The organism is Pseudoxanthomonas sp., assembly GCF_051953815.1.
In the GTDB taxonomy this organism is placed as follows: Bacteria; Pseudomonadota; Gammaproteobacteria; order Xanthomonadales; family Xanthomonadaceae; genus Pseudoxanthomonas_A.
Genome location: NZ_JBQCIJ010000028.1, coordinates 1 through 14,447, shown reverse-complemented (window position 1 = coordinate 14,447; position 14,447 = coordinate 1). Strand labels below are relative to the sequence as shown.

Annotated in this window: 17 protein-coding genes and 1 tRNA gene; 11 read left to right on the top strand and 7 right to left on the bottom strand. The window is 68.2% G+C overall.

The window, feature by feature from the left end:
• Positions 1-86: 86 nt before the first annotated feature.
• The 3 genes from ACTHN1_RS06845 to ACTHN1_RS06835 are packed head-to-tail and all read left to right on the top strand — an operon-like array spanning position 87 to position 2,196.
• Complete coding sequence (locus ACTHN1_RS06845; protein ID WP_440470320.1) at positions 87-1,364, top strand: YihY family inner membrane protein; 1,278 nt, start codon at positions 87-89, stop codon at positions 1,362-1,364.
• Entirely contained in the window at positions 1,361-1,930 is a 570-nt protein-coding gene (locus tag ACTHN1_RS06840) for a TlpA family protein disulfide reductase (RefSeq protein WP_440470206.1), read from the top strand. The genes ACTHN1_RS06845 and ACTHN1_RS06840 overlap by 4 nt, the downstream gene beginning before the upstream one ends.
• On the top strand, positions 1,930-2,196 hold the full coding sequence (locus tag ACTHN1_RS06835; protein WP_440470205.1) for an acylphosphatase: 267 nt from the start codon (positions 1,930-1,932) through the stop codon (positions 2,194-2,196). The genes ACTHN1_RS06840 and ACTHN1_RS06835 overlap by 1 nt, the downstream gene beginning before the upstream one ends.
• Positions 2,197-2,252: 56 nt before the next feature.
• On the opposite strand, the gene ACTHN1_RS06830 is transcribed toward ACTHN1_RS06835, so the two are convergent.
• The 7 genes from ACTHN1_RS06830 to hemA all read right to left on the bottom strand — a co-directional run bounded on the left by ACTHN1_RS06830 (position 2,253) and on the right by hemA (position 7,619).
• Positions 2,253-2,957 carry a hypothetical protein gene (locus ACTHN1_RS06830; protein ID WP_440470204.1) on the bottom strand — a complete coding sequence of 235 codons (705 nt, stop codon included), beginning with the start codon at positions 2,955-2,957 and terminating at the stop codon, positions 2,253-2,255.
• 120 nt (positions 2,958-3,077) lie between these two features.
• Positions 3,078-3,854 (bottom strand): polyphosphate kinase 2, encoded by a 777-nt coding sequence (gene ppk2 / locus ACTHN1_RS06825; RefSeq protein ID WP_440470203.1) that lies wholly within the window; start codon positions 3,852-3,854, stop codon positions 3,078-3,080.
• The gene (locus tag ACTHN1_RS06820) at positions 3,851-4,201 is read right to left on the bottom strand and encodes a helix-turn-helix domain-containing protein (RefSeq protein WP_141455856.1); all 351 of its coding nucleotides are present in this window, start codon (positions 4,199-4,201) and stop codon (positions 3,851-3,853) included. Before ACTHN1_RS06820 ends, ppk2 begins: the two co-directional genes overlap by 4 nt.
• A 14-nt stretch (positions 4,202-4,215) precedes the next feature.
• Entirely contained in the window at positions 4,216-4,734 is a 519-nt protein-coding gene (gene moaB / locus ACTHN1_RS06815) for a molybdenum cofactor biosynthesis protein B (RefSeq protein ID WP_440470202.1), read from the bottom strand.
• Between the two features lie 92 nt (positions 4,735-4,826).
• Complete coding sequence (locus ACTHN1_RS06810) at positions 4,827-5,279, bottom strand: N-acetyltransferase family protein (protein ID WP_440470201.1); 453 nt, start codon at positions 5,277-5,279, stop codon at positions 4,827-4,829.
• Positions 5,276-6,361, bottom strand: a complete 1,086-nt coding sequence (gene prfA / locus ACTHN1_RS06805) for a peptide chain release factor 1 (protein ID WP_440470200.1) — start codon at positions 6,359-6,361, stop codon at positions 5,276-5,278. Before prfA ends, ACTHN1_RS06810 begins: the two co-directional genes overlap by 4 nt.
• Complete coding sequence (gene hemA, locus ACTHN1_RS06800) at positions 6,339-7,619, bottom strand: glutamyl-tRNA reductase (protein ID WP_440470199.1); 1,281 nt, start codon at positions 7,617-7,619, stop codon at positions 6,339-6,341. The genes prfA and hemA overlap by 23 nt, the downstream gene beginning before the upstream one ends.
• A 67-nt stretch (positions 7,620-7,686) precedes the next feature.
• Here hemA and ACTHN1_RS06795 point away from each other — a divergent pair, with 67 nt between their 5' ends.
• The 8 genes from ACTHN1_RS06795 to ychF form a co-directional block, all read left to right on the top strand.
• Positions 7,687-9,357, top strand: coding sequence for a tetratricopeptide repeat protein (locus ACTHN1_RS06795; protein WP_440470198.1), 1,671 nt, complete (start codon positions 7,687-7,689; stop codon positions 9,355-9,357).
• A complete protein-coding gene (lolB, locus tag ACTHN1_RS06790; protein ID WP_440470197.1) occupies positions 9,354-9,995 on the top strand; it encodes a lipoprotein insertase outer membrane protein LolB in 642 nt (213 codons plus the stop codon). Before ACTHN1_RS06795 ends, lolB begins: the two co-directional genes overlap by 4 nt.
• A complete protein-coding gene (ispE, locus tag ACTHN1_RS06785; protein ID WP_440470196.1) occupies positions 9,992-10,861 on the top strand; it encodes a 4-(cytidine 5'-diphospho)-2-C-methyl-D-erythritol kinase in 870 nt (289 codons plus the stop codon). Before lolB ends, ispE begins: the two co-directional genes overlap by 4 nt.
• Before the next feature lie 5 nt (positions 10,862-10,866).
• Positions 10,867-10,942: transfer RNA gene (locus ACTHN1_RS06780), tRNA-Gln, on the top strand.
• Positions 10,943-11,027: 85 nt separating this feature from the next.
• Positions 11,028-11,987 carry a ribose-phosphate diphosphokinase gene (locus tag ACTHN1_RS06775; RefSeq protein ID WP_141455864.1) on the top strand — a complete coding sequence of 320 codons (960 nt, stop codon included), beginning with the start codon at positions 11,028-11,030 and terminating at the stop codon, positions 11,985-11,987.
• A gap of 150 nt (positions 11,988-12,137) precedes the next feature.
• Entirely contained in the window at positions 12,138-12,794 is a 657-nt protein-coding gene (locus ACTHN1_RS06770) for a 50S ribosomal protein L25/general stress protein Ctc (protein WP_440470195.1), read from the top strand.
• Positions 12,795-12,848: 54 nt separating this feature from the next.
• Entirely contained in the window at positions 12,849-13,430 is a 582-nt protein-coding gene (pth, locus tag ACTHN1_RS06765; RefSeq protein ID WP_440470194.1) for an aminoacyl-tRNA hydrolase, read from the top strand.
• Between the two features lie 74 nt (positions 13,431-13,504).
• Positions 13,505-14,447: redox-regulated ATPase YchF (ychF, locus tag ACTHN1_RS06760; protein ID WP_440470193.1), on the top strand; the 943-nt coding region annotated here is incomplete at its 3' end.

Here is a 14,447-nt window from a genome sequence, read left to right as displayed (position 1 = left end):
GGTCCGTCCGCGTCAGGGCCGCCTAGTATCCCCCGAGCGACGCGGCGATGTCGCGTCGCGGACGCATCGGTTACCCTTCCCGCGTCATGGAGCCACTGGATTCCGTCAATCGCTGGACCGACCGCCTGCGCGACCGCGCACGCGCCGGCACCTTCTTCCGCTTCCTGGCCAAGCGTTTCCTCGACGACCGGCTGTTCCAGGCCGCCGCGTCGCTGGCCTACACCACCCTGTTCGCGCTGGTGCCGCTGGCGATGGTGGTGTTCGGGGTGCTGTCGGCGTTCCCGGTGTTCGACCGCTGGAGCGATCAGCTCAGCGACTACATCTTTTCCAACTTCGTGCCCAACGCGGCGCGCTCGGCCGAGATCTACATCAAGCAGTTCTCCGCCAGCGCCGGCCAGCTGACCGCGGTGGGCGTGATCGTGCTGGTGATCTCCCTGCTGATCACCCTCAACAGCGTCGAGGCGACCTTCAACCGGATCTGGCGGGTCGCTTCGTCGCGGCCGAAGTTCGGCCGGTTCCTGGTGTACTGGACGGTGCTCACCCTGGGAGCGCTGGTGGCGGCGGCGTCGCTGGCGATGTCGGCGCGTTTCTTCGCCCTGCCGCTGTTCGCCACCAGCGAAGGGCAGGTGCTGCGCACCTTCGTGCTGACCCTGGCCCCGCTGCTGATCGAGTTCGCCGCCATCACCATGATCTACCGGGTGGTGCCGCACCGGACCATCAAGCTGCGTTACGCGGTGGCCGGCGCCTTGCTGGCCACCACCCTGCTGGAACTGGTCAAGTGGGGACTGGGCCTGTATCTGGGCAGTTTCAACACCTACCAGAAGATCTACAGCACCTTCGCGGCGGTGCCGATCCTGCTGATGTGGATCTACCTGTGCTGGGTGGCGATCCTGATGGGCGCGTCGCTGGCTTCGGCGATGGCGGCGTTCCGCTACCAGCCGGTGTCCATGCGGCTGCCGCTGGGTTACGAAATCTACGGCCTGCTGCGCATGCTCGGTCGCTTCAACGAGGCGCGCGCGCAGGGCCAGGGCCTGCACAGCGACCAGATCCTTGCGCTGGAACCGATCCTGACCGATTCGCTGATCCAGCAGATGCTCGGCCAACTGGCCGACATCAATCTGCTGCGGCGGGCCGAGGAGGGCGAATGGCTGCTGTCGCGGGATCTGGACGACATGACCCTGGCCGAACTCTATGAGGCCTGCCAGATGCGGATCCCGATCGCCGAGGCGCATCTGCCCTGCAAGGATGATTCACTGGGCGTGGCCGCGCGCCGGGCGCTGGACGAACTGCGGGTGCCGTTGCGCGAACTGCTCAAGCGGCGGGTCAGCGATATCTATCTGGAATCCAACGAGGACAATCGATGAGAGTGGTGCTGACGACCCTGCTGGTGGCGATGCTCGCCCTGGCCGGCTGCAAGCCGCCGACGCCCGCCGAACCCGCGGCCGGCAAGCCCGCGCCCGCCGCGCCCGCTCCCACGGCGGAGAGCGGCAACGGCATGTCGATCCGCGAGACCACCGCGGAGATTCCGACGCTGGCGGTCGACACGGTCGACGGCGGCCGGTTCGATCTTTCCGCGCAGCGCGGCAAATGGGTGGTGGTCAACTTCTGGGCGACCTGGTGCGCGCCCTGCCTGAAGGAAATGCCGGAGCTGTCCGCATTGGACGCGATGCGCGAGGACGTGCAGGTCGTCGGCCTGGCCTACGAGGACATCACGCCGGCCGACATGCAGGCATTCCTGAAGGAACACCCGGTGGTCTATCCGATCGCGATCATCGACGTGATGGCGCCGCCAGCCGATTTCGCGACCCCGCGCGGGTTGCCCACCACCTATCTGATCGCGCCGGACGGCAAGGTCGCCAAGGCATTCGCCGGTCCGGTCACCGCGCGTGATCTGGAAACGCTGATCGCGGCTCCCGGCAAACCAGGCTGATGGCCGCCGCGCGCTTCCTGATCGAAGGCAAGGTGCAGGGCGTGTTCTTCCGCGCCTCCACCCGCGAACAGGCGCGACGGCTGGAACTGGCGGGCATCGCGCGAAACCTGCCGGACGGACGGGTGGAAGTGATCGCGGACGGCGAGCCGGACGCCATCGAGACATTGGCGGGCTGGTTGCGCCATGGTCCGCCGCAGGCGCGGGTGGATCGCGTGGAACGCCAGGCGTGGACGCAGCCGGTGCCGCCGGGCTTCGGGATCGGCTGAAACCCGCGACAGGAAAAAGGCGGCCATGGGCCGCCTTTTTCGTTCGGATGACCGGCTTACTTCTTGCCTTGGCCGTGTCCCTTGTCCTTGCCCTGGCCCTGGCCCTGTCCGCCCTGGCCTTTGTCCTTGCCGCTGCCCTGTCCGCGGCCATGGTCACCGCCGCGTCCCTTGTCCGAGGCGCCGTGGCCGTTGCCCTGCGGCGGACGCGCGGCACCCTTGCCGCCGCCGTTGCCATTGCCCGCGTGCGCCGGCTTGCCCTTGCCCGGACCGTGCTTGGACCAGTCGACATGGACATTCCGATCCACCACCACCGGATAACCCCAGCGATCGTAGGTGCGGGCGAAGCCGTTTTTCAGTGCGTGGAATTCCGATGAGCCGGGCTTGATGCCCATGCGCTTGGCGATCGCGCCCCAGCCCTGGCCGGGATTGCGCTCGTACTCATGGACCACGTCGATGCACGGCAGGCGCAGGATGTGCGCGATCGCGCAGGCGTAGTAGATATCGCCAGCCGACCAGCGGCGGCCGAACAGATCCGTCACCAGCGAGCGCGGCGCGCCGTAGTAACCGGTCATCTCGTCGATGAAGGGATCGCGATAGCGTGAACCGTAGTCGTTGATTTCGATCAGGCGGGTGTCCACCCAGGCGTCGCCGGTGCGGAAGTTGTAGCCGACCACCTGCGCGTTGGCGGCCGAGGCGGTGGCAAGCAGCAGGCCGGCGCACAGCGCCAGCAGCGGCTTGGAATGACGGAGGGTGACGTTCATGGGGGCACTCCTTTTCCAGGTGCGGCGAGTCTTGGAAAAATGGACTGAATCGGTAGTGAAAACCGCCTGTAACCCACGTTCCGCATGGGCGGCGTTCAGTCCGACCGCCGGGCGCGCCGCTCAGACGGGAAACGGCGCGATCGGTTTCAGCACGCCGTACTTTTCCTTCTGCGGCTTGCCCTTCAATGGAGGAAGTCCGAATGTCTCCAGCGGCACCTGGGTATCGGGAAGGCGGTCCAGCAGATCCCGGATCAAGGTCAGGCGACCGCGCCGCTGATCGTTGAAGTCGACCAGCGTCCACGGCGCGTCGGTGGTGTGGGTGGCCTTGAACATGGCTTCGCGCGCGGCGGTGTAGTCGGCGTACTTCTCGCGCGCCTTCAGGTCGATGGGCGAGAGCTTCCAGCTTTTCAGCGGTTCCTCGGCGCGTTCGGCGAAGCGTTCTTCCTGGCGTGCCTGATCAACGGCAAGCCAGTACTTGAACAGCAGGATGCCGTCGTCGACCAGCAGCTTCTCGAAGATCGGCACCTGGGCCAGGAAGCGGCGGTACTCGGTCGCCGAGCAGAATCCCATCACCTTCTCCACCCCGGCGCGGTTGTACCAACTGCGATCGAACAGCACGATCTCGCCCGCCGCCGGCAGATGGGCGATGTAGCGTTGCAGGTACCACTGGGTGCTTTCGCGCTCGCTTGGCCTGGGCAGCGCGGCGACCTGGCACTGGCGCGGGTTGAGGTGTTCGCGGATGGCGTTGATCGCGCCACCCTTGCCGGCGGTGTCGCGGCCTTCCATCAGCACCACGATGCGTGCGCCCGCGTGCGCGGCCCAGCGCGCCATCGCCGCCAGTTCCAGTTGCAGCGGCTTGAGCAGGTGTTCGTATTCCTTGCGCTTGAGTTCCTTCATGGCGTTTTCTTCCGGCGGTTCTGGCGGGTGGTGCCGGCCATGCCGCGCGCCACCTCCAGCAGCGCGCCCTGCTGGCGGGAATTCAGTTCACGGTAGGCGGCCAGGAGATCGTGTTCGCCCCGCGTGCGCGCCGGATCCAGTTGCGTGGCCAGTTCCGCCAGCAGCGCGCCGGCGGGCACGCCGAACGCGCGGGCGAGGGCGGCCAACTGATCCTTGCCGGGCAGCTTGTCGCCGCTCATCCACGAGCGGACGGTCGCGGCGCCGACCTTGGGAATGGCGGTGGCGATGTCGGCGGCGCTGAGTCCGCTGGCCTTGGCGAGCATGCGCAGTGTGGCGTCGATGGACATGGCCGTTCCTGGAATCATTCCTTGAGGCGGGGGCGCAGCGTGGCGAGGTTGCAGGGCCGGGTGCGCGCGTCGAGTTGCGCGGCGATGATGCGCTCCCATGCCGTGCGGCAGGCCGAGGTCGAACCCGGCAGGCAGAACAGGAAGGTGCCGTTCGCCAGTCCCGCGAAGGCCCGCGACTGCAGCGACGAGGTACCGATCTCCTCGAAACTGATGGCGCGGAACAGTTCGCCGAAGCCGGGCATCTCCTTGTCCAGCAGGGGCAGCAGGGCTTCCGGCGTGGAATCGCGCCCGGTGAAGCCGGTGCCGCCGGTGACCAGGATGCCGTCCACCGCCGGATCGGCGATCCAGCGCGAGACCAGCGCCCGCAACTGGTAGCGGTCATCGGGCAGCAGGCTGCGTTCGGCGAGATGATGGCCGGCCTCGGTGGCGGCGTTGGCCAGATAGTCGCCGCTGCTGTCCTCGGCCAAGGTGCGGCTGTCGGAGACGGTCAGCAGGGCAAGGCGCAGCGGGAGGAAGTCGTTGGCGTGGCTCATGCCGGCAGCGTAAGGGCTGGCCGGTCGCGCTTTCAATGGCGCCGTTCACCTGCGACGCCCCGCGCGTGGCGCGGAACGAAGCCCGACCGTGTTCAGGCGTCCAGCGGGAGCCGGAAACGCAGGGTGCCGTCGTAGGGTTCCCAGCCCAGGTGCCGGTACAGCGCCTGCGCGGAACGGTTGTCGTGATCGGTTTCCAGTTCCAGGCGCGCGGCGCCCGAGTTCCGCCCGAATGCGGCGGCGGCGTCCAGCAACGCGCGGGCCACGCCCTGGCGGCGCGCTTCGCGGACGACATAGAGATCGTTGAGCACCCAGATGCGCACCGCGCGCACCGAGGAGAACGACGGGAACAACTGGGTGAAGCCCATCGGCCGCCCCGCATCCTCGGCGACGAAGATCACCGACTCGTCGTTTGCCAGCCGGTCGCGGACGAACGAGGAGGCCAGCGCGGCGTCCGGCGCCTGTTCGTAGAACTGGCGGTACAGGTCGAACAGCGGCGCGATCGCGTCCGCATCGGCCAGGGTCGCGCGTCGTACCGTGATGCTCATGCCGCCTCCGTCAGTCGGGCCAGTTCGTCGGCCTGGTATTCGCGGGTCAGGCGATCCACCAATGGATCCAGATCGCCTTCCATGATGTTGGGCAGATCGTACAGGGTCAGACCCTCGACGCGATGGTCGGTGATCCTGCCCTGCGGAAAATTGTAGGTGCGGATGCGCTGGCTGCGATCGCCGCTGCCCACCTGCAGGCGCCGCGATGCCGCCTGCGCGGCCTGCTGCTTGCTGCGTTCGGCGTCGAGCAACTGGGCCTTCAGCCGCTTCATCGCCTTGTCGCGGTTGGCGTGCTGGCTGCGCTCGGTCTGGCACTCGACCACCACGCCGGTCGGGACGTGGGTGATGCGGATGGCGGATTCGGTCTTGTTGACGTGCTGGCCGCCCGCGCCTGAGGAGCGGAAGGTATCGATCTTCAGATCCGCCGGATTGATGGTGACCTCCTCGACTTCTTCCACGTCGGGAATGATCGCCACCGTCGCCGCCGAGGTGTGGATGCGTCCCTGCGATTCGGTTGCCGGCACGCGTTGCACGCGGTGGGTGCCGGATTCGAACTTCAATCGCGCGAACGCGCCGCGGCCGCTGACCTTGGCCACGATTTCCTTGTAGCCGCCATGCTCGCCCGGATTGTCGGATTCGATTTCCACCCGCCAGCCCTGGCGTTCGGCGTAGCGCGCATACATGCGGAACAGGTCGCCGGCGAAGATCGCGGCCTCGTCGCCACCGGTGCCGGCGCGGACTTCCAGGAACAGGTTGCCGTCGTCGCGATCATCGCGCGGTACCAGCAGCAGCGACAGTTCGTCCTCCAGCTCGGCCAGGCGGGTCCGCGCGGTGGCGATTTCCTCCTCCGCCAGCTCGGCCAGATCCGGATCGCCCCGCATCGCCTCGGCCGAGGCCAGATCGCGCCTGGCGCGCGCCTCTTCGGCCAGCGCGGTGGCGACGGGCTCCAGTTGCGCGAACTCGCGGGAATAGTTGCGGAAGCGCTCGTTGTCGCCGGCCACGCCGGGATCGGCCAGCAGGCGTTCCAGTTCTTCGCGGCGTTCGGCCAGCGCTTCGAGTTTACGGCGCAGCGTCGGCGTCATCGGGCTTCTTGGCGTGGGAGTAGGGCGCCTTTTCAGGGAACAGCCGATCGGCCGCGCGCGCCAGTTCGGCGTCGCCGGTCAGCGCGGCTTCGCGCAGCGCTGCGGTCGGCGGATGCAGCAGGCGGTTGGTCAGCGAATGGGCGAGGAATTCCAGCACGGCCTCCGGTTCGCGGCCGTTGGCCAGTTGCTGGCGCGCCTTGGCCAGCACGTCGTCGCGGGCCTGCTCGCCGTGCGCGCGCAGGCGCTTGAGCGGTTCCTGGCGGCCGCCGGCCTGCAGCGTTTCCACGTAGCGGGCGACCTGCAGCTCGATGATCGCTTCGGCCGCATCGGCGGCTTCGCGCCGGCTGCGGCGGTTGTCTTCGACCGCGCGCTCCAGATCGTCGACCGTGTACAGATAGGCGTCGGCGAGATCGGCCACGTCGGCGGCGATGTCGCGCGGCACCGCCAGATCGAACAGCAGCATCGGCTTGTGCCGCCGCCGCGCCAGCGCCTGTTCGACGTGCGCGCGCAGCAGGATCGGTTCGCGCGCGGCGGTCGCCGAGAACACCACGTCGGCTTCGCCGAGATGACGCTCCAGTTCGCCCAGCGGCAGCGCGTAACCGCCATGCCGGCTGGCCAGATCCTGCGCGTGGGCGAGGGTGCGGTTGGCGATCAGCAGGCGGCGCACGCGGCCTTCGCTGAGATGCTTGGCGGCCAGTTCGATGGTTTCGCCGGCGCCAATCAGCAGCACGGTCGAATCGCTCAGGCGGGTGAAGGAATCCTGCGCCAGCCGCACCGCGGTGGAGGCCACCGAGACCGGATTGGCGCCCACGCGGGTGTCGGTGCGGGCGCGCTTGGCCACCGCGAAAGTCTGCTGGAACAGCCGGTCCAGGCGGCTGCCGAGCGCGCCGTGTTCGCGCGCGCTGGCCCAGGCGTCCTTCACCTGGCCGAGGATCTGCGGTTCGCCCAGCACCATCGAGTCCAGGCCGGTCGCCACCCGGAACAGATGGCGGACCGCGTCGGCGTCGCGATGCCGGTACAGGTAGGCTTCCAGGCCGTCGGCATGGGTCGCCAGCCAGTTGGCGAGCACCTGTCCGTCGTCCGCGACCGCGTACAGCTCGGTGCGGTTGCAGGTCGACAGCAGCGCGGCTTCCTCGACCTGCGGCAGGGTGCGCAGCGCGCTCAGCGCGGTCGGCAGCGCGCCGGCGTCGAAGGCCACGCGTTCGCGCAGTTCGACCGGCGCGGTCTGGTGATTAAGTCCGAGGACCCACAACGTCATCGTTCAGGTGCTTGCGCTAAGCTGCTGGCTGGTAAGTGGCCGCTATTTTACGGCCCACGTGAGTCTCATGCCCGCAATATTGCGTCTCAGCCTGGTCATCCCGCTGCTGTTGGCCCTGTCCGGGCCCGCCCTGGCCTCGCGCAAGGCGCCGCCACCGGCCCGGGACGACGCCCTGACCACGGTGATGGCGGGCGAATTCGCGCTCCAGGCCGGACAGCTTTCCGAAGCATCCCGCTGGTATCTGGAGGCCGCACGGGACACCGAGGATCCCGGACTCGCCGAACGGGCGACCCGCATCGCCCTGCTGTCCAACGACGACGCCGGCGCCGCCGAGGCGTTGAAACTCTGGCGCGCCCGTTCGCCCAGATCGCTGGCCATGCGCGGCGCGGAAGCCACCCTGGCGCTGCGGCGCGGCGACGCCCGTGCCGCCCGCCGCGAGCTGGACACGCTGATGAAATCGCCGGACGAAATGGGCTGGCGCTACGCGCTGACCGCGCTCGGCAGCGGCGGCAAGGATCCCGAGCTGCCGGCCCGGCTGCTGGGCGAACTGGTCGACGGCAACGCCGTTCCGGCCGAGCTGCAGGCGTGGCTGGCGTTCGCCGGGCTGGCCCAGCAACTGGAGCAGCCCGAACTGTCCCGCCGCATCGTCGGCCGGGTGGTCGAACGGTTCCCGCAGGAGCCGCGGGTGGTCCTGCTGCACGCGGCCCAGCTGCGGCGATCCGGCGACGAGGCCGCGGCCCGCAAGGTATTGGGCGGATTGGGCACCGACATCCTGGAAAGGCCCGAACTGCGCCTGGCGGTCGCGGCCGAGTACGAAGCGCTGGGCGATTCGGCCACCGCCGCCGCCACCCTGGCCAAGGGCCCGCAGGATGACCAGAGCTACGCGCTGCGCGCCTCGCTGCTGGCCAAGGCCGACAACACCACCGCGTTGACCGCGCTGTACGACGAACTGCGCCGGGAAGCCGGGCAGCCGGACGGCGGGCGCCGATTGCTGCTGGGCCAGATGGCCGAGTTCCTCAAGCGGCCGCAGGAGGCGTTGGACTGGTATCGCAGCGTGCCGGCCGGCAGCGCCCGCTCGGAAGCGCGCCTGCGTGCCGCCAATACCCTGTATGAACTCGATCGCAAGGATCAGGCGTTCCAGGAAGTGCGCACGCTGCAGGGCGACGCCTCGGCCGACGACGATGCCCGCCGCAACGCCTATCTGCTGGAGGCCGAACTGCGCCAGAAGAACGACGACGATGCCGGCGAACTGGACGTGTTCGCGCGCGGGCTGGCGGCTTATCCGGACGATCTCGAGATCCTCTACGCACGCGGCCTGGCCTGGGAGCGTCGCGACCGCATCGACCGCGCCGAGGCCGATTTCCGCAAGATCCTGGTGATCGACCCGGAAAACACCGCGACCCTCAACGCACTGGGCTACACCCTGGCCGATCGCACCCAGCGCTACCAGGAAGCGCTGGAACTGATCGATCGCGCCCGCGTGGCAGAACCCGAGAACGCCGCCATCATCGACAGTTATGGCTGGGTGCTGTACCGGCTGGGGCGGCTGCCGGAAGCGCTGGTGCAGCTGCGGCGCGCCTTCACCCTGCAGAAGGATCCCGAGATCGCCGCGCACGTCGGCGAAGTGCTGTGGGTGATGGGGCAGAAGGACGAAGCGCGCCGGTATTTCGACGAGGCGCGCAAGCTGGATCCCGAAAACCGCTCGCTGCAGCGGGCGCTGGAGAAGACCGGAGCATGAAGTGGATGGTGCGTGGACCGCTGCTGGCGGCCTGGGTGTTGCTGTTGGCGGCCTGCGCCAGCGGAGGCGGTCGCAAGCCGGCGCCGCCGGCGCTGGTGGATCCCGAGGATGTCGCCGCCGCGCAGGCGCGCCAGTCCACCCGTGAGGCCTGGTTGCACGGTCGCAAGGAATGGGGATTCGAGGCCCGGGTGGCGGTCAGCCAGGCCGGCAAGGGCGGGAGCGGCCGGCTCGACTGGCGCCAGCAGGGCGCCCGGTATACCGCGTCGCTGAGCGCGCCGGTCACCCGGCAAAGCTGGCGCCTGAGCGCGGACGAGGCCGGCGCGCGGCTGGAAGGGCTGGAAGGCGGTCTGCGCCAGGGCGCCGACGCCGACCAGCTGCTGCGCGAAGCCACCGGCTGGGACATCCCGGTGCAGACCCTTTCGGACTGGGCGCGTGGTCTCAGTGGCGGGGGACGCCCCGAATTCGGGCCGGAAGGCCAGCTTCAGGCGCTGGACCAGGCCGGCTGGCGCATCCGCTACACCGAATGGCTGCCGGCCGCCGGCGACCAGCCCGCGATGCCCCGGCGCATCGAAGCCGAACGTGGCCAGGCGCGGGTCCGCCTCATTGTGGATCGCTGGGATCTCGGGGCCGCCCCATGAGCCCGCCGCCGGTGGGGGAGGGCTGGTCGGCCTGGCCCGCACCGGCCAAGCTGAACCTGTTCCTGCACATCACCGGTCGGCGGCCGGACGGCTATCACCTGTTGCAGTCGGTGTTCCGGCTCCTCGACTGGGGCGACACCGTGTACCTGCGGGTCCGGGAGGACGGTGCTGTCCGCCGGGTGGGGGATTCGGTGCCGGGCGTGGCGGAAGCTGACGATCTCCTGGTTCGTGCCGCCAATCTGCTGAAATCAGAGGCCAACTGCGCCCAAGGTGCGGATATCGCCGTCGAAAAGCGTATTCCCGCAGGAGGTGGCTTTGGCGGCGGCTCGTCCGACGCGGCGACCGTGCTGGTGGTTCTGGACCGCCTGTGGGGCACCGGTCTGCCGGTCCACCGGCTGGCCGAACTGGGCCTGCGGCTGGGCGCGGATGTACCCGTGTTCATCCGCGGACAGAACGCCTGGGCCGAGGGCGTCGGCGAATTGCTGACGCCCGTCGCCCTGCCGCCGGCGTGGTATGTGCTGGCCGACCCCGGCGTGCATGTCCCCACCGCGGCCCTGTTCCAGGCCCCTGATTTGACGCGAAACGCGCCACCCGCGAAAATATCGGACTTCGTTTCGGGACACCTGCTCGGCAATGCGTTCGAGCCGGTACTGCGCCGCCGGGAACCAGCCATTGAGGCTGTCTTCCAGGCGCTGGCGCGTATCGGCACGCCGCGGCTGACCGGCTCCGGCAGCGGTTGCTTCGTCGAGTTCGCGCAGCGAGCCCAGGCGGAAGCGGCGCTGGCGGAACTGTCCGGCCTGCGAGCTTGGCTGGTGCCGGGTGCGGTGCGCTCACCGCTGCAGGATGCGCTCGAAGCGGAAACCTAACGCCTAGGGGCGTCGCCAAGTGGTTAAGGCACCGGGTTTTGATCCCGGCATTCGTAGGTTCGAATCCTTCCGCCCCTGCCAATCCGCGGTTTCCATGCAGCGCCTGTCCCGGGCTGCGCGCCGCGACTTCCCGCCGCCGCCAGAAGCCATCGCCGAGAGAAGAAAAATGCAAGACGACCGCAACCTGCTTGTCTTCTCCGGCAACGCCAACAAACCGCTGGCCGACAGCATCTGCCGCGAGTTGGGCGTGCGTCCGGGCAAGGCGCTGGTGTCGCGCTTCTCCGATGGCGAAGTGCAGGTGGAAATCGAGGAGAACGTCCGCCGCCAGGAAGTGTTCGTGGTCCAGCCCACCTGCGCGCCGGCCGCGGAAAACCTGATGGAACTGCTGGTGCTGATTGACGCGCTCAAGCGCGCCTCGGCGGCCAGCGTCACCGCGGTGGTGCCGTACTTCGGCTACTCGCGCCAGGATCGCCGCCTGCGTTCCTCGCGCGTGCCGATCACCGCCAAGGTGGCGGCCAAGATGTTCAGCGCGGTCGGTACCGATCGCGTGCTGACGGTGGACCTGCACGCCGACCAGATCCAGGGCTTCTTCGACATCCCGGTCGACAACGTGTATGCCTCGCCGCTGCTGCTGGCCGACATCTGGCGCGCCTACGGCACCGACAACCTGATCGTGGTCTCGCCCGACGTGGGCGGCGTGGTGCGCGCGCGCGCCGTCGCCAAGCGCCTGGATGATGCCGACCTGGCCATCATCGACAAGCGGCGTCCGCGCGCCAACGTCGCCACCGTGATGAACATCATCGGCGATGTGGACGGCAAGGACTGCGTGCTGGTGGACGACATCGTCGATACCGCCGGCACCCTGTGCGCCGCGGCGGCCGCGTTGAAGTCGCGTGGCGCCAAGAAGGTGGCCGCGTACTGCACCCACGCCGTGCTCTCGGGCCCGGCGGTGGACAACCTGAACAAGTCGGTGCTGGACGAACTGGTCGTCACCGATACCATCCCGCTCTCGCCGGAAGCGAAGGCGTGTGGCCGGATCCGCCAGCTCAGCGTGGCGGAACTGCTGGCCGAAACCGTTCGCCGCATCGCCTTTGGCGAATCGGTGAGCTCGCTGTACGTGGATTGACGTTCGGGGTTCGGGATTGGGGATTCGGGATTGGCGCTTTGCTAATCCCCAATCCCGAATGCCGGACCCCGGCATCGCAACGGCTTCTCTGGTCGCGGAGGAGTCTTCATCACCGCCGTGAGGCGGTTCATCAACTAGGTAGTGAAAAAAATGGCAACGACACACGAAATCAAGGTGCAGCGCCGCGAAGACGAGGGTAAGGGTGCGAGCCGCCGCCTGCGTCACGCCGGCAACGTGCCCGCCATCGTCTATGGTGGCGACCTCAAGCCGGTCAGCATCCAGCTGAACCACAACGACGTCTGGCTGGCCAGCCAGCACGACTGGTTCTACTCGACCATCCTGGACCTGAGCCTCAACGGCGACATCCAGAAGGTCCTGCTGCGTGACATGCAGCGCCATCCGTACAAGCAGCAGATCATGCACCTGGACTTCCAGCGCATCAGCGAGAACGAAGTCCTGCGCGCGACCGTGCCGCTGCACTTCGTCAACGAAGAGAAGTCGCCGGCCGGCAAGTCCGCCGACGTGGTGGTGACCCACGAACTGAAGGAAGTCCACGTGGCGTGCCTGCCGAAGGACCTGCCGGAGTCGATCGAAGTCGACCTGTCCGAGCTGAAGGTCGGCGACATCGTCTACCTGTCGAACCTGAAGCTGCCGGCCGGCGTGGAAATCCCGGAGCTGAAGCTGGGCAAGGAACACGACGACGCGGTGGTCACGGCCAAGCACGGCAAGGAAGAGGCCGAAGCCGAAGCCCCGGCCGAAGGCGCCGAAGTGCCGGCCGCCAAGGCCGCGAAGAAGGACGACAAGTAATCCTCGCGCCACGATGCGTCCGCTCCGGCGGACGCATCGGCGTGGATGGCTGCGATGGCAGGTCTCCGTCTCATCGTCGGGCTGGGCAACCCCGGTGCCGAACACGCGCGAACCCGGCACAACGCCGGGTTCCGTTTTGTCGATACCCTGGCCGAAGGGCAGGGCGAGCGCTTTGGCCTGGAAAGCAAGCTGTTCGGTGAAACCGCCAAGGTCGTCATCGGCGGCCAGCCGATCTGGCTGCTCAAGCCGGCCACCTACATGAACCTCAGCGGCAAGTCGGTGACCGCCGCGCTGCGCTACTGGAAAATCGCGCCGGAAGAGGCGCTGCTGGCCCATGACGAACTCGACCTTGCGCCCGGCGTGGCGCGGCTCAAGTTCGACGGCGGCCACGGTGGCCAGAACGGCCTGCGCGACACCATCCAGCTGCTGGGGCACGGCAAGTTCCATCGCCTGCGCATCGGCATCGGCCACCCGGGCCACAAGGACAAGGTGACCGGCTGGGTGCTGGGCAAGCCCGGCAAGGACGATGAAATCCTGATCGGCCGCGCCATCGACGACGCGATCGACGTACTGCCGCTGGCGGTCCGCGGTGATTTCAACGAAGCGATGAAGCGCCTGCATACGAGCAGGGATTAGGCCTTGGGGATTCGGGATTCGGGAAGCCGGCGCTTTTCGAATCCCGAATCCCGAATTCCCAATCCCGGATTTTTATGGGCATCAAATGCGGCATCGTCGGCCTGCCCAACGTAGGCAAGTCGACCCTGTTCAACGCGCTGACCAAGGCGGGTATCGCCGCGGCCAACTTTCCGTTCTGCACCATCGAGCCGAACGTCGGCGTGGTCCCGGTGCCGGACCTGCGGCTGAACCAGCTGGCCGAGATCGTCAAGCCGCAGAAGGTGCTGCCGACCGCGGTCGAGTTCGTCGACATCGCCGGCCTGGTGGCGGGCGCCGCCAGTGGCGAGGGCCTGGGCAACAAGTTCCTGGCCCACATCCGCGAAGTCGACGCCATTACCCATGTCGTGCGCTGCTTCGAGCATGGCGACATCGTCCATGTCTCCGGCAAGGTCGACCCCATCGCCGACATCGAGACCATCGACACCGAACTGGCGCTGGCGGACTTGGATAGTGTCGAAAAGGCGCTCAACCGCGCCGAACGTTCGGCCAAAGCCGGCGAAAAGGACGCCATCGCGCGCAAGCCGGTGCTGCAGAAGCTGCATGCCGGCCTGAGCGACGGCAAGCCCGGCCGCGCCTTGGGCCTGGACGAGGAGGAGCGCGCGCTGGTCCGCGACCTGTTCCTGCTGACCCTCAAGCCGGTGATGTACGTGGCCAACGTGCTGGAGGACGGGTTCGAGAACAATCCGCACCTGGAGGCCGTGCGTGCCCGCGCCGCGACCGAGGGGGCCCAGGTGGTGCCGGTGTCGGCCGCCATCGAGGAAGAGCTGTCCCAGCTGGACGACGCCGACCGGGACGCCTTTCTGGCCGATCTGGGGCTGGACGAGCCGGGCCTGAACCGGGTGATCCGGGCCGCGTACGCCCTGCTGGGCTTGCAGACCTACTTCACCGCCGGCGTGAAGGAAGTCCGGGCCTGGACCGTCCGGGCGGGCTCCACCGCGCCGCAGGCGGCGGCCGTGATCCATACCGATTTCGAAAAGG